At 54.2% G+C, this 20,854-nt stretch carries 23 protein-coding genes; 15 read left to right on the forward strand and 8 right to left on the reverse strand.

Annotated elements, in window-relative coordinates; genetic code table 11:
* Positions 1-423: 423 nt before the first annotated feature.
* Positions 424-1,803, reverse strand: a complete 1,380-nt coding sequence (cysG, locus tag VSX58_RS14750; RefSeq protein WP_327618753.1) for a siroheme synthase CysG — start codon at positions 1,801-1,803, stop codon at positions 424-426.
* 448 nt (positions 1,804-2,251) lie between these two features.
* On the opposite strand from cysG, the gene ppiA reads away from it, so the two are divergent.
* Positions 2,252-2,821, forward strand: a complete 570-nt coding sequence (ppiA, locus tag VSX58_RS14755) for a peptidylprolyl isomerase A (protein ID WP_327618754.1) — start codon at positions 2,252-2,254, stop codon at positions 2,819-2,821.
* A gap of 73 nt (positions 2,822-2,894) precedes the next feature.
* Here ppiA and crp read toward each other — a convergent pair whose 3' ends face one another.
* Positions 2,895-3,527, reverse strand: coding sequence for a cAMP-activated global transcriptional regulator CRP (gene crp / locus VSX58_RS14760; protein WP_004090925.1), 633 nt, complete (start codon positions 3,525-3,527; stop codon positions 2,895-2,897).
* A gap of 318 nt (positions 3,528-3,845) precedes the next feature.
* On the opposite strand from crp, the gene VSX58_RS14765 reads away from it, so the two are divergent.
* Positions 3,846-4,253, forward strand: a complete 408-nt coding sequence (locus tag VSX58_RS14765; protein WP_327618755.1) for an OsmC family protein — start codon at positions 3,846-3,848, stop codon at positions 4,251-4,253.
* 61 nt (positions 4,254-4,314) lie between these two features.
* Here the strand turns inward: VSX58_RS14765 and VSX58_RS14770 are convergent, their stop codons facing one another.
* On the reverse strand, positions 4,315-5,184 hold the full coding sequence (locus tag VSX58_RS14770; RefSeq protein ID WP_327618756.1) for a phosphoribulokinase: 870 nt from the start codon (positions 5,182-5,184) through the stop codon (positions 4,315-4,317).
* Positions 5,185-5,326: 142 nt separating this feature from the next.
* Positions 5,327-5,563, reverse strand: coding sequence for a YheU family protein (locus VSX58_RS14775; RefSeq protein WP_327618757.1), 237 nt, complete (start codon positions 5,561-5,563; stop codon positions 5,327-5,329).
* 244 nt (positions 5,564-5,807) lie between these two features.
* On the opposite strand from VSX58_RS14775, the gene VSX58_RS14780 reads away from it, so the two are divergent.
* On the forward strand, positions 5,808-6,410 hold the full coding sequence (locus VSX58_RS14780) for a LysE family translocator (protein ID WP_327618758.1): 603 nt from the start codon (positions 5,808-5,810) through the stop codon (positions 6,408-6,410).
* 46 nt (positions 6,411-6,456) lie between these two features.
* Here VSX58_RS14780 and VSX58_RS14785 read toward each other — a convergent pair whose 3' ends face one another.
* Entirely contained in the window at positions 6,457-8,376 is a 1,920-nt protein-coding gene (locus tag VSX58_RS14785; protein WP_327618759.1) for an ABC transporter ATP-binding protein, read from the reverse strand.
* A 254-nt stretch (positions 8,377-8,630) separates the two neighbouring features.
* Between VSX58_RS14785 and kefG the strand changes: the two genes are divergently transcribed.
* The 4 genes from kefG to slyD all read left to right on the forward strand — a co-directional run bounded on the left by kefG (position 8,631) and on the right by slyD (position 11,903).
* Positions 8,631-9,182 carry a glutathione-regulated potassium-efflux system ancillary protein KefG gene (kefG, locus tag VSX58_RS14790; protein WP_327618778.1) on the forward strand — a complete coding sequence of 184 codons (552 nt, stop codon included), beginning with the start codon at positions 8,631-8,633 and terminating at the stop codon, positions 9,180-9,182.
* Position 9,183: 1 nt separating this feature from the next.
* Entirely contained in the window at positions 9,184-10,992 is a 1,809-nt protein-coding gene (gene kefB, locus VSX58_RS14795; protein WP_327618760.1) for a glutathione-regulated potassium-efflux system protein KefB, read from the forward strand.
* Between the two features lie 34 nt (positions 10,993-11,026).
* Entirely contained in the window at positions 11,027-11,221 is a 195-nt protein-coding gene (locus VSX58_RS14800; RefSeq protein WP_327618761.1) for a YheV family putative zinc ribbon protein, read from the forward strand.
* Between the two features lie 115 nt (positions 11,222-11,336).
* Positions 11,337-11,903, forward strand: a complete 567-nt coding sequence (gene slyD, locus VSX58_RS14805; RefSeq protein ID WP_327618762.1) for a peptidylprolyl isomerase — start codon at positions 11,337-11,339, stop codon at positions 11,901-11,903.
* Positions 11,904-12,052: 149 nt separating this feature from the next.
* Here slyD and VSX58_RS14810 read toward each other — a convergent pair whose 3' ends face one another.
* A complete protein-coding gene (locus VSX58_RS14810) occupies positions 12,053-12,271 on the reverse strand; it encodes a SlyX family protein (RefSeq protein ID WP_327613767.1) in 219 nt (72 codons plus the stop codon).
* A 304-nt stretch (positions 12,272-12,575) separates the two neighbouring features.
* Here VSX58_RS14810 and fkpA point away from each other — a divergent pair, with 304 nt between their 5' ends.
* Positions 12,576-13,391 (forward strand): FKBP-type peptidyl-prolyl cis-trans isomerase, encoded by an 816-nt coding sequence (fkpA, locus tag VSX58_RS14815; protein WP_327618763.1) that lies wholly within the window; start codon positions 12,576-12,578, stop codon positions 13,389-13,391.
* Positions 13,392-13,459: 68 nt separating this feature from the next.
* Here the strand turns inward: fkpA and pmrB are convergent, their stop codons facing one another.
* Positions 13,460-14,554 carry a two-component system sensor histidine kinase PmrB gene (gene pmrB, locus VSX58_RS14820; RefSeq protein WP_327618764.1) on the reverse strand — a complete coding sequence of 365 codons (1,095 nt, stop codon included), beginning with the start codon at positions 14,552-14,554 and terminating at the stop codon, positions 13,460-13,462.
* Positions 14,551-15,219 carry a two-component system response regulator PmrA gene (gene pmrA, locus VSX58_RS14825; protein ID WP_327618765.1) on the reverse strand — a complete coding sequence of 223 codons (669 nt, stop codon included), beginning with the start codon at positions 15,217-15,219 and terminating at the stop codon, positions 14,551-14,553. Before pmrA ends, pmrB begins: the two co-directional genes overlap by 4 nt.
* 473 nt (positions 15,220-15,692) lie before the next feature.
* On the opposite strand from pmrA, the gene VSX58_RS14830 reads away from it, so the two are divergent.
* The 7 genes from VSX58_RS14830 to fusA all read left to right on the forward strand — a co-directional run bounded on the left by VSX58_RS14830 (position 15,693) and on the right by fusA (position 20,765).
* The gene (locus VSX58_RS14830) at positions 15,693-16,415 is read left to right on the forward strand and encodes a helix-turn-helix transcriptional regulator (RefSeq protein WP_327613763.1); all 723 of its coding nucleotides are present in this window, start codon (positions 15,693-15,695) and stop codon (positions 16,413-16,415) included.
* Positions 16,415-16,804 (forward strand): sulfurtransferase complex subunit TusD, encoded by a 390-nt coding sequence (tusD, locus tag VSX58_RS14835; RefSeq protein WP_327618766.1) that lies wholly within the window; start codon positions 16,415-16,417, stop codon positions 16,802-16,804. The genes VSX58_RS14830 and tusD overlap by 1 nt, the downstream gene beginning before the upstream one ends.
* Positions 16,805-16,824: 20 nt before the next feature.
* Positions 16,825-17,184 carry a sulfurtransferase complex subunit TusC gene (gene tusC, locus VSX58_RS14840; RefSeq protein ID WP_327618767.1) on the forward strand — a complete coding sequence of 120 codons (360 nt, stop codon included), beginning with the start codon at positions 16,825-16,827 and terminating at the stop codon, positions 17,182-17,184.
* Positions 17,185-17,201: 17 nt separating this feature from the next.
* On the forward strand, positions 17,202-17,489 hold the full coding sequence (gene tusB, locus VSX58_RS14845) for a sulfurtransferase complex subunit TusB (RefSeq protein WP_327618768.1): 288 nt from the start codon (positions 17,202-17,204) through the stop codon (positions 17,487-17,489).
* Between the two features lie 131 nt (positions 17,490-17,620).
* The gene (rpsL, locus tag VSX58_RS14850) at positions 17,621-17,995 is read left to right on the forward strand and encodes a 30S ribosomal protein S12 (RefSeq protein ID WP_021013355.1); all 375 of its coding nucleotides are present in this window, start codon (positions 17,621-17,623) and stop codon (positions 17,993-17,995) included.
* A gap of 96 nt (positions 17,996-18,091) precedes the next feature.
* Positions 18,092-18,562 (forward strand): 30S ribosomal protein S7, encoded by a 471-nt coding sequence (rpsG, locus tag VSX58_RS14855; protein WP_009111198.1) that lies wholly within the window; start codon positions 18,092-18,094, stop codon positions 18,560-18,562.
* Between the two features lie 94 nt (positions 18,563-18,656).
* A complete protein-coding gene (fusA, locus tag VSX58_RS14860) occupies positions 18,657-20,765 on the forward strand; it encodes an elongation factor G (protein ID WP_327613759.1) in 2,109 nt (702 codons plus the stop codon).
* The last annotated feature ends 89 nt before the right edge of the window (positions 20,766-20,854 follow it).

Below are 20,854 nucleotides of genomic sequence, written 5' to 3' on the forward strand. Positions count from 1 at the left end.
GTTTTTTGTGATCAGAGGACCGCTCACCCTGTTCGGGAACGACGATGCGGATAGGTAGCTTCTTCAGAGACAAACAGAGAGATATGTCCAGACCGGGTCTGCGGGATTTCAGCCGGGTATCGCTTTGCTATTCTGTTGAAGTACTTAGGGAACTAAGCAATATCCAGGCCACTTTTTGTTGATTCGGCGACTGACTAATTATTCATATATTTTGCTTATAAAATAATATGAATTTAATGGGAAAATGATCGCCGGGATGGAAGGCGAGGGGAGAAGAGTCGCTCTGTTCGCCGGGAGGTAACCAAAATAGTGCATGTGTTGCACTATTTTGGCTTTGCGATCTATTTTGGTGCGCTGGCGCGTCGCGATCCTTGTTTCTCTCCGCGCGGCCGGCGGCGTTCGGATAGCAAAAGCGCCCGGCGGTTATTCTGCCGGCTGGGTAAACCAGTTCAGTTTTTCTCTGAGGCCGACGACATTACCGACAATGATTAAGCTCGGGCTAACGGCCTGTTTTGCCAGCTCCCCAAGCTGCGACAGCTGCCCGGCGAATACCCGCTGCGCCGTGGAAGTGCCATTTTCGACCAGCGCCACCGGTACGGTTTCAGGAAGCTGCTGTTCTATCAATTTTCGCTGAATATAATCGGCCTGCTGCAGGCCCATGTAGAACACCAGCGTCTGTTTTTCGGCCGCCAGACTGGCCCAATCAAGCTCGGCGTCATGCTGGACATGGCCGGTGATTAGCCGTACTCCCTGAGAGTAGTTGCGGTGCGTCAGCGGGATGCCGCTATAGGCCGAACAGCCGGAGGCGGCGGTAATGCCCGGCACCACAGAGAAGGGGATTCCGGCCTGTCGCAAATGCTCCAGCTCCTCGCCGCCGCGGCCGAATATGAAAGGATCGCCGCCTTTCAGCCGTACGACCCGTTTTCCCGCCAGCGCTTTTTCCTGCAGCAGCTGATTAATCTGTTCCTGAGGAATGCAATGATGTCCCGACTGTTTGCCGACGAAAATACGCTCGGCGTCGCGTCTTATCAGGTTAAGCACCCCCTCTGAAACCAGGCGATCGTAAACCACGATATCCGCCTGCTGTAGCTTCTGTAAGCCTTTCAGCGTTAATAGCCCGGCGTCGCCGGGGCCCGCGCCCACCAGCGTTACTTCCCCTCTGTCATCGAGCGGTTCAGAAAATAGTTGCTCGGTGAGGCGCTGGACGCTGGCGGCGTCGTCATTCGCCAGCGATTGCAGCAGCCGATCGTGAATAAACAGTTTTTCCCAGAAGCGACGGCGAGTATCCGATTTTCTGAAGCGGCTTTGCACGCGCTGACGCAGTTCTCCGGCAAAGGCGGCCAGCTTGCCAAGGTGCTGCGGCAGAAGACTTTCCAATTTTTCACGCAGTATACGCGCCAGCACCGGCGCGCTTCCCCCGGAAGAGACGGCAACCATCAGCGGCGAGCGGTCGATGATGGACGGCATAATGAAACTCGCGCTCTGCGGGTCATCCACGGTGTTGCAGAAAATCTGCCGTTGGCTGGCATGGTCGTAAACCTGCCTGTTGATTTCGCTATCGTCGGTGGCGGCGATGACCAGCCATGTGCCCGTCAACAGCTTGGGATCGAACGATCCCTGAACCAGGGTCGCCCGCTTTTCTTGCTGCCAGTGAATAAATTTGTCGTTGAAGCCGATGGCGTTCACCGTAAGAATGGCTCCGGCATCCAATAATAGTCTGGCCTTGCGTTCCGCCACTTCTCCCCCGCCCACCAGCAAACAGTGCTTGTCGCGTAACTGACAGAATATTGGCAGGAAATCCATGTGGTGCCTCTTGATAATTAGGGTTGATAAAAGCCGCCTGCCGCCGGGACAGAATACGGAAGAGCAATATCGATGGCGATCTCTTATCCGTCGCGCCGCGGCCGTCGACGCTGGATAAGCTACGCTGCTGTCTTTGACCTGAACGCCATTTCCCGTAACCGTGCGGCGCGCATTTTCCAGACCGCGACCATCATATAGGCGAAAATGCTGTTTTTTCAATGGGCTGTCGAATAATAATTCACTGACTCTTTGTGTCGTTACCCATCAACGATCGCGGCGCGGACTGCGAGGCCTTAATAATAAAGCCGGCATCAAGCCGTACGGTATCTGATGATGGGTTACGGTAGGCATTCCGTACGTAAAAAAAAGTAAATGGGTGGCGTTGGCGGGTGCGGATACTTACAATCACTACGCTTTCTGTAGTCGATTTCTTCAAAAAGGAATTCTCATGCTCAAACGTACTCTGGTTGCGGCGGCAGCCTTTATTTCTCTCACCGCTTTTTCTCCGGCGTTTGCCGCTTCCGGCACAACGCATGTTTTACTGACCACGTCGGCAGGAAATATTGAACTGGCGCTGGATAATCAAAAAGCGCCGGTTTCGGTGAAGAATTTTGTCGAGTACGTTAATAGCGGCTTTTATAACGGGACGACGTTTCACCGGGTGATCCCCGGCTTCATGATTCAAGGGGGCGGCTTCACCAGCGACATGAAGCAGAAAGCGACCAATCCGGCGATCGTTAACGAAGCGGATAATGGCTTGCGCAATTTGCGCGGCACCATTTCTATGGCGCGTACGGCGCAAAAAGACAGCGCCACCAGCCAATTCTTTATCAACGTGGCGGACAATGCGTTCCTCGATCATGGGCAGCGTGATTTCGGCTATGCGGTGTTTGGTAAAGTGGTGAAAGGGATGGATGTGGCGGATAAAATCGCCCAGGTGCAAACCGAAAACGTCGGCCCTTATCAGAATGTGCCCACCAAGCCGATTGTGATCCAGTCAGCGAAAGTTCTGCCCTGACGGGTCATTCCCTACGTGCGGAAAAAAACGTGAGAATACTCTCACGTTTTTTATCGTCGAATCATATTGCGGCTTAACGGGTGCCGTAAACCACGATGGTTTTGCCGTGCGCGGAGATCAGGTTTTGGTCTTCTAACATTTTCAGGATCCGCCCCACGGTTTCACGTGAACAGCCGACGATCTGGCCGATTTCCTGACGCGTAATTTTTATTTGCATGCCGTCCGGGTGGGTCATGGCATCCGGTTGTTTCGCCAGGTTCAGCAGGGTCTGAGCAATACGCCCGGTGACATCAAGGAATGCCAGATTGCCGACTTTCTCCGACGTCACCTGCAGCCTGCTGGCCATCTGAGCAGACAGACGCATCAGAATGTCGGGGTTCACCTGAATCAGCTGTCTGAATTTTTTATAGGAAATTTCAGCGACTTCACAAGCCGTTTTCGCCCGCACCCAGGCGCTGCGCTCCTGACCCTCTTCAAACAGGCCGAGCTCGCCGATAAAATCGCCCTGATTAAGGTAAGAAAGGATCATCTCTTTGCCTTCTTCATCCTTGATCAGCACGGCGACAGAGCCTTTCACGATGTAGTAAAGCGTCTCTGCTTTTTCACCCTGGTGAATAAGCGTACTCTTCGATGGATACTTGTGGATATGGCAATGAGAAAGGAACCATTCGAGAGTCGGGTCTGTTTGCGGTTTGCCGAGAACCATTCGATATCATCCTCTGTTGTCAGTCACTGCGCAAATCACAGGGCTCAGAGTTCCCTGTACGGCGTATTTACTGTTAAAAGTTCAAATTCAGTGTAGGCAGAGCGACGTCCGGGAATATACTGAAGCCTTTATCTGGCGACGTCATCATCTCCCGGCATCTGAGTTTGTCCAGAATAAGGCAGATTCTGCTGTTGTTTTTAACACAGCTTGAAGGACGTGTCTTGTGTTGTCTCACCTCAGCATGATAAAGCTCTGGTTATCAGATGATTTTGTACAGTAACGATATAAAATTTCAAAAAATTTTTAGCGGAGGGCGCCATGCGGGCTCGAGTGAAGTGGGTTGAAGGTTTAACATTCCTTGGCGAATCATCTTCCGGACATCAGGTTTTAATGGATGGCAATTCGGGGGATAAAGCGCCGAGCCCGATGGAAATGGTATTGATGTCGGTTGGCGGATGCAGCGCGATCGATGTGGTATCGATACTGCAAAAAGGGCGTAATGACGTCGCCGACTGCGAGGTTAAGCTTACGTCAGAACGGAAAGCGGAAGCGCCGCGCCTGTTTACCCATATCAACCTGCATTTTATCGTAAGCGGCAAAGGGTTGACCGAAAAAGCCGTAGCGCGCGCGGTCGCGCTCTCCGCGGAACGGTACTGCTCGGTGGCGCTGATGCTGAGCCAGGCGGTGGAGGTGACCCACAGTCATGAAGTCAGGGAGTTGGCGTAGCGCTCCGAGCCGACGTCGCGCGGTATTGACCCGACGGGTTATGCCGCGCCTATCCGTCGGGCTATTGAATTTTTTTCCCTTCCAGCAACCGCTGCACCAGCGGCGCCATAATTAACTCCATCGCCAGCCCCATTTTCCCGCCGGGCACCACCAGCGTATTGATATGAGAAATAAACGATCCCTGCAACATCGCCAGCAGATAGGGGTAGTCGATATTATCCAGCCCCTGAAAATGGATCACCACAAAGCTCTCGTCCAGCGAAGGGATCGATTTTGCCGCGAACGGATTGGAGGTGTCCACGGTGGGAACCCGCTGGAAGTTGATATGGGTGCGTGAAAACTGCGGCGTAATGTAGGAGATGTAATCTTCCATGGAGCGAACGACCGAATCCATTACCGCTTCGCGCGAGTGGCCGCGTTCGTTCACATCGCGGATCAGCTTTTGAATCCACTCCAGATTGACGATAGGCACCACGCCGACCAGCAAATCGACATGCTGCGCCACATTGTGCTGAGCGGTAACGACGCCGCCGTGCAGCCCTTCATAAAAGAGCACGTCGGTCGGCTCGGGCATCGGCTCCCACGGCGTGAATGTGCCGGGCACCTGATTGTAGGGAATGGCTTCATCGTAGGTATGAAGGTATTTACGCGTTTTCCCTCGTCCGTGCTGACCATATTCGATAAAGGATTGCTCGAGCAGGCTAAAGTCGTTGGCCTCCGGGCCGAAATAGCTGATATGACGGCCGAGATCCCGCGCCTTGCGGATCTCCATATCCATTTCCGGACGGGTATAGCGGTGAAAACTGTCGCCCTCAAGCCGGGCGGCGCGCATGTTTAACTGCTGAAAAATCTTGTGGAATGCCTGGCTGGTCGTTGTGGTTCCCGCGCCGCTGGAGCCGGTAACCGCAATAATCGGGTGCTTATGTGACATAAGGCGCTTCACTCCATGATGGTGACGCTCGCTCCGGCGCTTCACGGAGCCGCGTCATCAAAAAACAAGGTTTCAGTCGGCTGAAAAGGTTTCTACCATTGTTAGCATGGTTAATGATGCCGATGCATCTTCTTTTTGGCCTTCAGCTTAGGTGATGTCTGCCGGCGCTAAGCTGGTCGCGGGGCATGATGTTGATGGTTTCATGCAGCTCCGACCATACCAGCGCCACGGCGCCGGACTCCAACTGCCGGCGCACGTCGGCAACCTTCTGCGGCAGCGTCCGCTCCTGCTCGCCGTAATCCGTGCCTTCGCGGAGAACGAAGGATTCGATGAGATTTTCCAGTGTTTCAGGTTCGAGCTGTTGCCAGGGAATGATCACGATATTTGTCCAGAAAAAATGTTGTGCAATCAATATCACGCTGTTAGCTTCAATGCCGCCGCTTAACAGTCCATGCTTTACAACTATACCCTAAATAATTCGAGTTGCAGGAGGGCGGCATTGCTGCGACAAATCCGCCTGCGGCGCTCCCGCGGGGGCGGGCAACGACGTCAACGCATAGGCAACTTGAAGTATGACGGGGATATAACCGCAAAATTGCTTCGGGGTGAGGAGCGCCCATTACATGGAATTGAGTTTGTTTCTGTCGATGTTAGGTTTTCTCTGGGTCGCCGCCATTACGCCGGGTCCGAACAATATGTTGCTGACGACGTCGGGCGCCAATTTCGGTTTTTTGCGTTCTCTGTGGTTGATGTTGGGCATTCTGTTCGGCATGCAGAGCATTTTATTGCTGGTGGCATTCGGCGTCGGCAGTCTGATCCTGGTCTATCCCTCTTTGCATTTCGCGCTGAAAGCGCTGGGCAGTTTGTATCTGCTTTGGCTGGCGTGGAAAGTCGCCACCGCCGCTTATGAAAAGCTGGAAACCCTGGACGCGCCGCCGCGGCCTATTCGGTTTTATCAGGGCTGGCTGCTGCAATTTCTCAATCCCAAAGCCTGGCTGATGGCGCTGGGGGCGGTCGCCAGCTTTAGCCTGCCGGGCGCGGAATATCACCACTCGGTAATGGCGATAAGCTTCGGTATCGTACTGGTGAACCTGGTCGCCGGCGCGATATGGCTCGGGTTCGGTACGTTGATCGGCCGCCTGTTGCGCAGTAAAAAAGCCTGGATTACCTTCAACGTCTCTATGGGATTGCTGACGGCGGCCTGCGTGTTGCTGATTTGGCATTAGCCGTGCGGCGCAGGCAAGCCGCCTCCCGGCCTGCGCCAACGGCCTGCTACGACGAGGACGAGAATTGCCGATTCATCCGCTCTAGCTGTTCCTGGGCTTCAAGCCACGCCATTTCGCTCTCTTCCAAATCCGCTTTCGCCTTTATCTGCCGCTGTAAGCACTCCGTCAGCTCCGCCTTGCGGCTGGCGTCATAAATCCCGGAGTCCGCCAGGCTGGCCTCGACGGTTTCCAGCGCCGCGCCCAGCTTCTCCATCTGCTGTTCGAGCCGGGCGATTTGCTTGCGCAGGGGCTGCGTTTGGGCCCTCAGTTCGGCCTCCCGGCGCTTTTGCTCCTTTCTGGCCTGAGCGCTGTTGGCGGCGTTCTCTTTGGGCGCCTCGCCGGCGGCGCTCTCCTGACGCTGCTTATCCGTCAGCCATTGCTGATAGTCCTCCAGATCGCCGTCGAAAGGCTCGACCTTGCGGTCATGGACCAGATAGAGATCGTCGGTGGTGGAGCGAATCAGATGCCGGTCGTGCGATACCACCACCAGCGCGCCTTCGAAATCGATCAGCGCTTCCGTCAGCGCCTGGCGCATATCGAGATCCAGGTGGTTGGTCGGTTCATCCAGCAGCAGCAGGTTTGGCCGCTGCCAGACAATCAGCGCCAGAACCAGCCGGGCTTTTTCGCCGCCGGAGAAGCGTTCGGTGATTTCCGTCACCTTGTCGCCCTGAAAACCGAAGCCGCCGAGATAATCGCGCAACTGCTGTTCGGTCTCCCGCTCTGCCAGACGCGTCATATGCTGTAACGGCGACTCGTCGGCGCGCAGGAATTCCAGCTGGTGCTGGGCGAAGTAACCCAGCTTCACGCCTTTTGACAGCCCGATCTCACCCTGAATCGGCGAAAGCGTGCCCGCCAGCAGTTTGATTAGCGTCGACTTACCGGCGCCGTTATGGCCCAGCAGACCGATGCGCGAACCCGGCACCAGATTCAGCTTGATCGACTCCAGAATCAGCCTGTCGCCGTAGCCGGCGCTGACTTTCTCCATGCGAAGCAACGGGTTGGGTAGCGACTCCGGCGCCCGAAAGCTGAAGCGGAAAGGGTTGTCCACGTGCGCCGGGGCGATCATCTCCATGCGCTCCAGCATTTTTATCCGGCTTTGCGCCTGTTTGGCCTTGGTGGCTTTGGCGCGGAAGCGATCGATATAGTGCTGCAGATGGGCGACGCGCTCCTGCTGATGCTCATACAGCGATTGCTGCTGCGCCAGTCGGGTGGCGCGTTGCCGCTCGAACGAAGTGTAGTTGCCGGTGTATTCGTTGAGCGTTTGTTGCTCGATATGCAATATTTTATTCACGATGGGATCGAGAAAATCGCGGTCGTGCGAAATCAGCACCAGGGTTCCCGGGTAGCTTTTCAGCCATTTCTCCAGCCAGATGACCGCATCCAGATCGAGATGGTTGGTGGGTTCGTCAAGCAGCAGCAGATCGGAGCGGCAGATGAGAGCCTGAGCCAGGTTGAGGCGCATGCGCCAGCCGCCGGAAAAGGCGCTGACGGGCTGCTGCAATTGCGGCTGCGAGAAACCGAGACCGTTGAGTAGGCTAGCGGCTCTGGCCTGAATCGTCCAGGCTTGAATCGCATCCAGCCTGCCGTGCAGCGTGGCGATGGCGTGGCCGTCGTTATTTTCGTTGGCGAGTCGCAGCTCCGCCTCAAGCCGGCGGAATTCCCGGTCGCCGTCGATGACGTAATCAAGCGCCGCCACATCCAGCGCCGGGGTTTCCTGATTGACCCAGGACAGGGCCCATCCCTGAGGAAACGTGGCGCTGCCGCCGTCGGCGCTGATTTCACCTTTCAGTAACGCCAACAGGGTAGATTTACCGCAACCGTTCTTGCCGACCAATCCGACTTTCTGGCCCGGGTTAATCGTCGCGGTTGCGTTATCCAGTAGAACATGTACACCACGTCGAATTTGCAGCGAGGAGAATACAATCATAAAGCGCCATATGTTCAGAATATGTTAAGTTATTGACTTGATATCAGGAGTAATTGCGCCGAATGCGGGTCACTTAAGCCGATTTTTAGGGGAAACACCGGGGGAGGTTCCCGTAGGGACGCCTCACCCCGGTGGTCGCCCCGCGTATCTCGATGCTTAAACGATCGACATTAGCAATTGCGCCCTGTTTTTTTAGTCGTTGCGCTGCATGGTAGCGGAAAAAGGCAACCATGACGACGCTTTGGAGGGGAATGATGTCGCAGCCACCCAAGATCCTGCTGCTGTATGCCCATCCGGAATCACAGGACTCGGTGGCAAACCGGGTTTTACTGCAACCGGCGCGGCAGTTGGATCATGTTACCGTGCACGATCTGTACGCTCACTATCCTGATTTTTTCATCGATATTTATCATGAACAGCAGCTGCTGCGCGAACATCAGATCATTGTCTTCCAGCACCCGTTTTATACTTATGGCTGTCCGGCTTTACTGAAAGAGTGGTTTGACCGGGTATTATCGCGCGGTTTCGCCAATGGCGTCGGCGGCAACGCGCTGGCGGGGAAGCATTGGCGCACGGTGATTACCACCGGCGAACCGGAAGAGGCCTACCGCTCCGGGGGGAAAAATCATTATCCGATGGAAGATTTTCTGCGGCCGTTCGAAATGACCGCGTCGCTGTGCCGCATGCACTGGATTAAACCGATGATCGTTTATTGCGCGCGCCGTCTGCCGCCCGATGTCTTGTCCAGCCACGAACTGGCTTACGCCCAGTGGCTGGCGGCCCCTTTCGCTCCCGAGGTGCGCTGATATGGAAAGCTCCGCGCTGCTTACCGCCGGCGTTCTGTTCCTGTTTGTGGCGGTGGTCGCCGTACCGATCGCCGCGCGTATGGGCATTGGCGCCGTATTGGGTTACCTGATCGCCGGGATCGCCATCGGCCCCTGGGGATTGGGCTTTATCCGCGACGTTGACGCTATTCTGCACTTTTCCGAACTTGGCGTGGTTTTTCTGATGTTTATCATCGGATTGGAGCTGAATCCGAAAAAACTGTGGACGCTGCGGCGCTCTATTTTCGGCGTCGGTGCCGCGCAGGTCGGGCTGAGCGCGCTGGTCTTGGGGGGTGCGCTCTATCTGACGAACTTTTCCTGGCAGTCGGCGCTGATTGGCGGCGTCGGGCTGGCGATGTCGTCGACGGCGATGGCGTTGCAACTGATGCGCGAGAAAGGGATGAATCGCAACGAATCCGGGCAATTGGGCTTTTCCGTCCTGCTGTTTCAGGATTTGGCGGTGATTCCGGCGCTCGCTCTGGTGCCGATCCTAGCGGGGGCGCAAGGCGAGATTGACGACTGGAGCCGGGTGGCGCTCAAGGTCGCGGCCTTTGCCGGTATGCTGATCGGCGGCCGCTATCTGGTGCGTCCGCTATTCCGCTTTATCGCCGCTTCCGGAGTTCGGGAGGTTTTTACCGCCGCCGCTCTGCTTCTGGTGCTGGGGTCGGCGCTGTTTATGGAGGCGTTAGGGTTTTCGATGGCGCTGGGCACCTTTATTGCGGGCGTGCTGTTGGCTGAAAGCGAATACCGGCATGAGTTGGAAATCGCCATCGAGCCGTTTAAGGGATTGCTGCTCGGCCTGTTTTTCATCTCCGTCGGTATGGCGTTAAATCTGGGCGTTCTCTATGTCCATATCGTAAAAGTGCTGATTGCCGTCTTGGCGCTGGTGGCGGTAAAAGGCACGGTGCTCTATGCGTTGGCCCGTATTAACCGGGTGCGCCGCTCGGAGCGTTTGCAGTTTGCCGGCGTTTTAAGCCAGGGCGGCGAGTTTGCGTTTGTGCTGTTTTCCGCCGCGTCGGCGTACAAGGTTTTACAGGGCAACCAACTGCCGCTGCTGCTGGTGACGGTCACGCTGTCGATGATGACTACCCCGTTGCTGATGCAGGTTATCGACCGGATTCTGGTTCATCGCTATAACATACAGGACGTGCCTGACGAAAAACCCTATGTCGCCGATGATGAACCGCAGGTGATTGTGGTCGGGTTCGGGCGTTTCGGGCAGGTGATCGGCCGCCTGCTGATGGCGAATAAAATGCGCATCACGGTGCTGGAGCGTGATATCAGCGCCGTCAGTCTGATGCGCGGCTATGGTTATAAAGTATACTATGGCGATGCGACGGAACTGGAGCTGTTGCGCTCGGCGGGGGCGGAAAAGGCGCAATCGATCGTCATCACCAGCAATTCGCCGGAAGATACCATGGCGATCGTGCATTTGTGCCGACAGCATTTCCCGCATCTGGAGATTCTGGCGCGGGCGCGCGGCCGCGTCGAGGCGCATGAGCTTTTGCAGGCGGGCGTGAAGCACTTTTCCCGCGAGACCTTCTCCAGCGCGCTGGAGCTGGGCTGCAAGGCGCTTATGTCGCTGGGGATGCATCCTCATCAGGCCTACCGCGCTCAGCAACATTTTCGCCGTCTGGATATGCGGATGCTGCGCGAACTGATGCCGCAGCTGCAAAGCGATGTGGCGCAGATATCCCGCGTGAAGGAGGCCCGGCGCGAGCTGGAAGACATATTCCAGCGGGAAATGCAGCACGAGCGCCGCAGGCAGGATGATTGGGATGAATTCGAGTAGTGCGCCTAAGCTGAAATAGATCGGGACAATAAATATGCGTAAACGTTTTATCGCCGGGGCGGTTTGTCCCGAGTGCCGGGCGCAGGATACGTTGGCCGTCGGGCGCGAAGAGCAAACGGAAGTGGTGGTGTGCGTAAAGTGCGGTTATCGACAGGCTCGGCCGGACAAGTCGGAAACGGTCGCCGGCCGTCCGGCGGATGAGATAATCGGCATTTTTCATCCGGAATAGGCGCGCCGGCCGCGTAGGGAAAATCGTTCCAGACGATTTTTGATTCCGGACGGTACATAGGGATCTTTTTCAGCTACAATTTGCGCCAGTTCGATTTCCAACGGTAGGAGATATCATGAAAGTAGCAAAAGATCTGGTGGTCAGTCTGGCCTATCAGGTACGAACAGAAGACGGTGTATTGGTTGATGAGTCTCCGGTGAGCGCGCCGTTGGACTATCTGCATGGTCACGGCTCGTTGATTTCCGGTCTGGAAAAAGCATTGGAAGGCCGGGCAGTGGGTGAGCGTTTCGACGTTAATATCGCCTCTAACGATGCCTACGGTAATTATGATGAAAACCTGGTTCAGCGCGTGCCTAAAGATGTATTCATGGGCGTGGACGAACTTCAGGTCGGCATGCGTTTCCTGGCGGAAACCGATCAGGGGCCGGTGCCGGTTGAAATCACCGAAGTTGAAGACGATCACGTCGTGGTTGACGGCAACCATATGCTGGCCGGTCAGAACCTGAGCTTCAACGTCGAGGTTGTCGCTATTCGCGAAGCGAGCGAGGAAGAGCTGGAGCATGGCCATGTTCACGGCGAACACGACCATGAGCACGGCGACGGCTGCTGCGGCGGTCATGACCACGACCATGAACACGGCAAAGGCGGCTGCGGCGGCCACGGCGGCTGCGGTTGTCACTAATCCGTCCGGCCCGGCGGCCGTTGAAAGCCGCGTTCGGGTGAATGGCGGAGAGTTTGCTTGACTTAGCACATCAGGGCGGCGCGATGCGTCGCCCTGATGTTTTTTTTACGGCGGTTATTCCCGCCGTCCCCCCGGATGGCCGGCATTGATCAATAGTGAGGCGGCGGCGTCTCTTCGGACTGCGGGGCAACCAATGACGTTTGCTGGGTGCGCAGCCTTTCCGTCAGCAGGCGCAGCTGTTCGCGCAGCCGGCTGATTTCCCGCTGGTGTTGGATAATCGTCTGATTCAGCTCTTCTATGGTTAATTCCTGAAAAGCCTGTCGGCTTTCCAGCAGCTCGAGCCGCTCTTCGAATAAAGACGGTGGCATCGGTTTTCCTCTTCCTTTCCATTTCCCCGAGAGTTTGTCAGAAAGCGGAAACTTCTGGTAGTAAAAACGGTCGGAGTAGGGCGCAATAAGCAATCCGGGAGTATGACTTGTGCTTGAGAGCGCTTCGAACGCGCGGTTTGCGGTGAAATCACGCCGACTCTCGCGCCGTCTTCAAGGCGTTAAAAATTTTCTCAACGGATTGTCGCGTGTGTCGTTGTGTTGTCTTCGTGCGCGCAGTTATAGTAGTTGCGAATTTATTTTTAATAAAGGCTGGAGCGTATTGCTCCAGATGCTGGAGAAATGGATGAAATCACTGTTTAAAGTAACGCTGTTGGCAACGACGATGGCTCTGACTCTGAACGCAGGCCAGGCTCTGGCGGCGGAAACGGCGCAGGCGTCTGATACGGCGGCAGCCAAATTCAAGAATGATGAGCAGGCCGCGGCCTATGCGTTAGGCGCATCCCTGGGGCGTTACATGGATAATTCCCTTAAAGAACAAGAAAAACTGGGTATCAAGCTGGATAAAGATCAGCTGATTGCCGGCGTTCAGGATGCGTTTGCCGATAAGAGCAAGCTGACTGACGAAGAAATCGAAAAAACGCTGCAGGGTTTCGAAGGCCGGGTAAAAGCGGCGGCTGAAGCCAAAATGAAGCAGGATGCGCAAGAGAACGCGGAGAAAGGCGCCAAGTATCGCGATACTTTCGCTAAAGAAAAAGGCGTGAAGAAAACGGAATCCGGTCTGCTGTATCAGGTTGAGAAAGAAGGCAGCGGCAGCGCGCCAAAAGAGAGCGATACGGTCGTCGTCAACTACAAAGGCACGCTGGTTGACGGCAATGAGTTCGACAACTCCTACAAACGCGGTGAGCCGTTGTCTTTCCGTCTTGACGGCGTTATCCCCGGCTGGACCGAAGGGCTAAAACACGTCAAGAAAGGCGGCAAGATCAAGCTGGTTATCCCGCCGACTCTGGCTTACGGCGAGAACGGCGTTCCGGGAATCCCGGCCAACTCCACGCTGGTGTTCGATGTCGAACTGCTGGATATCAAATCTGAAGCCGATGTGAAGGCGGCCGATGACGCAAAAGCGGAGAAACCGGCCGCTGAAGAGAAAAGCGCAAAGTAATTCATCGACTGAATTAACGTCTATAAACCGCGGACCCTGTCTGCGGTTTTTTTTCGACAGCCAGTCTCTTATCCGGCTCGTCTCGCCGGCGCAGGAAAGCGAACGCTGGCGATGGCGCCGGGGCCTTCATGGCGATTTACCAGAAAGAATTGCCCGCCGTGTAACTGAGCGATACGCGTAACGATGCTCAGGCCCAGGCCAATGCCGCCGTAGCGGCTGTCCATACGCACGAAGGCTCTGCTTAACTCGCCGACTTTGTTTTCATCAATACCCGGCCCCATGTCTTCCACCACCAATTCGATATACGGATGGGCCCTGACACTAATGGTTATTGTGCTTTGCTCCGGGCTGTAACGATGGGCGTTTTCCACCAGATTATGCAACAGCAGCTGAAGCAGAATGGCGTTGCCGCGAATGATGGCCTCTTCATCGGCAAGCCGCCATTCCAGCGTTTGTCGATGCGCCTGCACCATCTCGCTGAATTCATCTTGGATAGGATAAATAACATCGTTTTGTAGAGAGACGGCTTTATAGTGACCGGCAGAGAACTCTTGCCCGGCCCGAGCGAGCAATAACAGCTGTTCCACCGTTTTGCTCATCTTATCGATGCGTTTTATTAACGGCCGGCAATCAATATGATGCTGTTTTTCGTGCAGTTCCAGATGCAGGCGTATGCCGGATAATGGCGTGCGCAGTTCGTGTGCGACATCGGCGGTAAACTGCCTGTCGCGCTGTAAGGTTTCATTCAGCCGCAGAAATAGCTGATTAATGGTTTGCGTGACCGCCGCGATCTCGCGGATATTGCCGGGCTGCGGCAAGGGTTCCAGGTTCTCCGCCGTTCGGTTGCTCAACTCTTTCTGTAACTGTGACAGCGGGCGGGTTATCCAATTTACCGCCTGAAAACACAGCAGTAAGGCTGCGATTATCATCACCAGGCTGGGGATGCTTAAAGAGGCGATGGCCTCACGAATTTCCTTGCTGATTTTGATATTCTGACTATGGGCGCTCAGCGTTTTATCGACCAGAAATCCAATTTGCTCTTCGCTTTCATGCCATAGCCAGAATACGCTGATCAATTGGCATACCAGCAGAATCGTTCCCAGCACCAATATCAGGCGCCAACGCATGCTGGCTATACGGCCGCTGAATGGTTTTTTTTTCATCTCTGGGGGCCTTTTGTTAGTAAATAGCCGAAACCACGCAGTGTCTGAATACGGTCTTTGCCTATTTTCTGACGTAAGTTAAAGATATGCACTTCAAGTGAGTTCGACGACGGGGTGTCTTTCCAGTTGTAAATATCCTGATGCAGCACTTCGCGGTGCACCTGTAGCCCCGCTTTTAGCATCAGCCGGGATAAAATAGCGAACTCTTTCGGTGTCAAAATCACCGGCTTGCCGCCAACCGTAACCTGCCGGCTGTTTAAGTCCAGAGTAATGTTTTCGACCTGAATCAGGCTATGGCCCGACCCCTTATCCCGTCGGATTAATGCGCGTGTCCTGGCCAGCAGTTCGGTCAGCGCGAAAGGTTTCACCAGGTAATCATCGGCGCCGGCGTCCAATCCCGTTACGCGATCGGCGACGGTATCCCGAGCCGTTAAAATTAAAACCGGCTGCTGATGCTGCCCTTTGCGCCAGCGCGATAACAGATAGAGGCCATCATCGTCCGGTAGGCCGAGATCGAGAATAATCAGACTGTAATTCGCGTTGTTGATCAACGCGTCGGCCTCTTTGGCGCAGCCGGCGCAGTCACAGGCATAGCCTTCATAACTCAATGCCTGCAATAGCCCTTCCTGCAATAACTTGTCATCTTCGATAATCAATATCTTCATGATGCGCGGTTCCGACATGGCTGGGAAACATCAAGCGGTGGGTGATGGTATTCTTTAGTCTTGAGATTAAACATCTTCAGTATGGTATGAAAAAGGCGGCCTTGTGAGTATGCCTGCGGTTTGGCGTCACGGCGTAAGGCAGACGATAAAAATAGCTCGTTAGTTGGTCATATCTATCAGGGCCGCGTTTGTCGATAGTCAGCGATATTTCGCGCAAATGTGATGGAAGCGGCAAAAACCATTGCGAACGCTATGCCGCCCCAGCCAGGCCCGCCAATTTTAATCAGGCTTTTTATAAAAACTCTCTTTGATAATCAAGGCGGCCGGATTCGTAGAGGCCGACTCTAGCGGGATTAAATTAATTCAACCTTAAGATCCGGATTGTTAATTTCAGGGACGCGCGAGAGGACATTTGCTAGACTGTGTTTTCTGTCAAGACAACAAATAAATGACGTTTGAGGATGGTGTTTACCATGTCTAGTTCGCTTGTGTCTGGCGAATCTTATGACCTTGATTTGCTGGATGAACGTCCGTTTAGCCAAACGGATTATGAGATCCTGAAATCGTATGAAGCGGTGGTTGATGGATTGGCCATGCTGATCGGCGGGCACTGCGAAATCGTGCTGCACTCGCTTGATGATTTGAAATGTTCCGCCGTACGCATTGCCAATGGGGAACATACCGGCAGGAAAATCGGCTCGCCTATTACCGATCTCGCATTACGTATGCTGCATGATATGGCCGGCGAAGACAGCAGCGTCTCGAAGGCCTATTTCACCCGGGCTAAAAGCGGCGTGCTGATGAAGTCGGTGACTATCGCGATTCGTAACCGTGAACAACGCGTCATCGGTTTGCTCTGCATTAACATGAACCTGGATGTGCCTTTTTCTCAGGTTGTGCAGACGTTTATTCCCCCTGAAACGCATGAGGTCGCCTCCTCGGTGAACTTTGCTTCGTCGGTTGATGACCTGGTGGCGCAAACGCTGGAGTTCTCCATCGAAGAAGTCAACGCGGACCGGAACGTGTCTAACAATGCGAAAAATCGGCAAATTGTTCTGAGTCTGTATGAGAAGGGGATTTTTGATATCAAAGACGCGATTAATCAGGTCGCCGAACGTCTTAATATCTCCAAACATACGGTGTATCTCTATATCCGTCAGTTTAAAAGCGGTGATTTCAGCGGGCACGATCGCTGATGCTGAATTATTGTCTGCTGGTTACCGGCCCGGCCTATGGTACGCAGCAAGCAAGCAGCGCTTTGCAGTTCGCTCAGGCTCTGCTGGATGAGGGGCATCGGCTGGAAAGCGTTTTCTTCTATCGTGAAGGCGTGCTGAACGCCAACCAGCTTACCTTGCCGGCGAATGATGAATTTGATCTGGTACGAGCTTGGCAGCGTCTGGGACGGCAGCATCATGTGGCGTTGAATGTCTGTGTCGCCGCCGCGTTGCGTCGCGGAGTGACCGACCGGCAGCAGGCTGAACAGTTAAAATTGAGCGGGGCGAATCTGCAGGATGGCTTTACCTTAAGCGGTCTTGGCGAACTGGCGCAATCCGTTCTGACCTGCGATCGGGTCATCCAGTTTTAATCTGACGTTAAGGCGGCGTGATGAAGCATATCGCTTTTGTTTTTACCCATTCGCCCCACGGAAACGCTTCCGGCAGGGAAGGGCTGGATGCGCTCCTCGCCATGTCCGCTCTGACGGAGAATATCGGCGTTTTCTTTATCGGCGATGGCGTATTGCAATTACTGCCGGGGCAGCAGCCGGAAAAAATTCTGATGCGCGATTATATTTCGACATTCGGCGTGCTGCCGCTGTATGACGTCGAACGCTGCTATGTCTGTGTTGAATCTCTGCGGCAGCGGGGAATCGCTTTGGATACCGACTGGGTTCTGGACGTGGAGTCACTCTCCCCCGAGGCGCTGCGGCTGCGGCTGGCTAATTACCATAGCGTGCTCTCATTTTAGCGGCGGGTCTTTTATCCATGTTACATACGCTTTCCCACTCTCCTTATTATTGCGACATCGATGCGCTTTTACGATGCGTAGGGCCGGATGACGCGCTGCTGCTGCTGCAGGACGGCGTCATCGCCGCGCTGGCCGATACCCATTGGGCGAATCGGCTGCTTGGCGCTTCCATCCCTCTGTACGTGCTAAAAGACGATGCGGACGCCAGGGGCGTGACTGAACGAATTTCGAGCAAATTCACGTTAATTGGCTATAATCAGTTTGTTCAGTTGACGGTGAAATATTCTCGGCATCTGGCCTGGTAGCGCTGAATTTTTGTATATTTCTTGACTCCTTCCACGGCCAGCCATAAAATTCTGCGTCCTCATACTTTGCCCTGCGCAAGTACGAGATGATTTATTACGTGTTTACGAAGCAAAAACCAGGAGCTTTATTAATGGCAACAATTAACCAGCTGGTACGCAAACCACGCGCCCTGAAGGTTGCAAAAAGCAACGTTCCCGCGCTGGAAGCATGCCCGCAAAAACGTGGCGTATGTACTCGCGTATATACCACCACTCCGAAAAAACCGAACTCCGCGCTGCGTAAAGTTTGCCGTGTTCGTTTAACCAACGGTTTTGAAGTCACCTCCTACATCGGCGGTGAAGGTCATAACCTTCAGGAGCACTCCGTGATCCTGATCCGTGGCGGTCGTGTTAAAGACCTGCCAGGCGTTCGTTACCACACCGTTCGTGGTGCGCTGGACTGCTCCGGTGTTAAAGACCGGAAGCAATCCCGTTCCAAATACGGCGTGAAGAAGCCAAAGGCTTAATGGTTCTCCGTTAAGTAAGGCCAAACGTTTTAACTTAAATGTCAAACTAAACTCGTAGAGTTTTGGACAATCCTGAATTAACAACGGAGTATTTCCATGCCACGTCGTCGCGTCATTGGTCAACGTAAAATTCTGCCGGATCCGAAGTTCGGATCAGAGCTGTTGGCCAAATTTGTAAATATCCTGATGGTAGATGGTAAAAAATCTACCGCCGAAGCAATCGTCTATACCGCGCTTGAGACCCTGGCTCAGCGTTCAGGTAAAGACCACCTGGAAGCTTTTGAAGTAGCCCTGGACAACGTTCGTCCGACCGTCGAAGTTAAATCTCGTCGCGTCGGCGGGTCTACTTATCAGGTGCCAGTAGAAGTCCGTCCGGTTCGCCGCAATGCTCTGGCAATGCGTTGGATCGTTGAAGCTGCTCGTAAACGCGGTGATAAATCCATGGCTCTGCGCCTGGCGAACGAACTTTCTGATGCAGCAGAAAACAAAGGTACTGCTGTTAAGAAACGTGAAGACGTTCACCGTATGGCTGAAGCCAACAAGGCGTTCGCTCACTACCGTTGGTAATCCCTTCGCTGTAGTTATGCTAACCAGGCGGGCGCTTCAAAAAGCCAACCCGCTTGGGTTACTGATTGAACGCCCTAGGATATAGAGGAAACAAATGGCTCGTACAACACCTATTGCACGCTACCGCAATATCGGTATCAGTGCACACATCGACGCCGGTAAAACCACCACGACCGAACGTATTCTGTTCTACACGGGTGTGAACCATAAAATCGGTGAAGTTCATGACGGCGCAGCCACCATGGACTGGATGGCGCAGGAGCAGGAGCGTGGGATCACCATTACTTCTGCTGCGACGACTGCTTTCTGGTCCGGTATGGCCAAGCAGTATGAACCCCATCGCATCAACATTATCGACACCCCGGGACACGTTGACTTCACTATCGAAGTAGAACGTTCCATGCGTGTTCTTGACGGCGCAGTCATGGTTTACTGTGCTGTTGGTGGCGTTCAGCCGCAGTCTGAAACCGTATGGCGCCAGGCGAACAAATATAAAGTTCCGCGTATCGCGTTCGTTAACAAAATGGACCGTATGGGCGCTAACTTCCTGAAAGTGGTCGGCCAGATCAAAACCCGTTTGGGTGCGAATCCGGTGCCGCTGCAGTTAGCCATCGGCGCTGAAGAACATTTCACCGGTGTTGTCGACCTGGTGAAAATGAAAGCCATCAACTGGAATGAAGCCGATCAGGGCATCACCTTCACTTATGAAGATATTCCGGCTGATATGCAGGATCTGGCCCATGAATGGCACCAGAACCTGGTTGAATCCGCAGCCGAAGCATCTGAAGAGCTGATGGATAAATATTTGGGCGGTGAAGAACTGTCCGAAGAAGAAATTAAAAAAGCGTTGCGTCAACGCGTGCTGAATAACGAGATCATCCTGGTTACCTGTGGTTCCGCCTTTAAGAATAAAGGCGTACAGGCGATGCTGGATGCCGTTATCGAGTATCTGCCGGCGCCGACCGACGTACCTGCTATCAAAGGTATTTTGGACGACGGCAAAGATACGCCGGCTGAACGTCACTCCGACGACAAAGAACCCTTTGCCGCCTTGGCGTTCAAGATCGCAACCGACCCGTTTGTGGGCAACCTGACGTTCTTCCGCGTGTACTCCGGTGTGGTTAACTCCGGCGATACCGTACTGAACTCTGTGAAGGCCGCGCGCGAGCGTTTCGGCCGTATCGTTCAGATGCACGCCAACAAACGTGAAGAGATCAAAGAAGTTCGCGCGGGCGATATTGCTGCGGCAATCGGCCTGAAAGACGTGACCACCGGCGATACGCTGTGTGATCCGGATAACGCGATTATTCTGGAACGTATGGAATTCCCTGAACCGGTTATTTCCATCGCGGTAGAACCGAAAACCAAAGCCGACCAGGAAAAAATGGGTCTGGCTCTGGGTCGTCTGGCAAAAGAAGACCCGTCTTTCCGCGTATGGACCGACGAAGAATCTAACCAGACCATCATCGCCGGTATGGGCGAACTGCACCTGGAAATCATCGTTGACCGTATGCGTCGTGAGTTCAACGTAGAGGCCAACATCGGTAAACCTCAGGTTGCTTATCGTGAAACCATCCGCGATACCGTTAAGGACGTGGAAGGGAAACACGCGAAACAGTCTGGTGGTCGTGGTCAGTACGGTCATGTCGTTATCGACATGTACCCGCTGGAGCCAGGCGGTGCTGGCTATGAATTCGTCAACGAAATCAAGGGTGGCGTAATCCCTGGCGAATACATTCCGGCCGTTGACAAAGGTGTTCAGGAACAGCTGAAATCAGGTCCGCTGGCGGGCTATCCGGTTGTAGACTTGGGCGTTCGCTTACATTTTGGTTCTTACCACGATGTCGACTCCTCTGAATTGGCGTTTAAACTGGCGGCATCTATCGCGTTTAAAGAAGCGTTTAAACGTGCTAAGCCGGTTCTGCTGGAACCCGTCATGAAAGTTGAAGTTGAAACGCCTGAAGATTACATGGGTGACGTAATCGGCGACCTGAACCGTCGTCGCGGTATCATCGAAGGTATGGAAGATACCGCAACCGGCAAGACTATTCGCGCCCAGGTACCGTTATCCGAAATGTTTGGGTATGCTACCGATCTGCGTTCGCAGACTCAGGGTCGCGCTTCGTACTCCATGGAGTTCCTGAAGTACGCAGAAGCGCCGAACAACGTGGCTCAGGCCGTTATTGAGGCCCGTGGTAAATAATCCGGGTTTAAAACATTGAACCGTGCTCTCTCCAAAGGGAGAGAGCATTAGAGTAAGGAATATCGCCGTGTCTAAAGAAAAATTTGAAC

The sequence above is a fragment of the Brenneria populi genome (genome assembly GCF_036016195.1).
Lineage (GTDB): Bacteria > Pseudomonadota > Gammaproteobacteria > Enterobacterales > Enterobacteriaceae > Brenneria > Brenneria populi.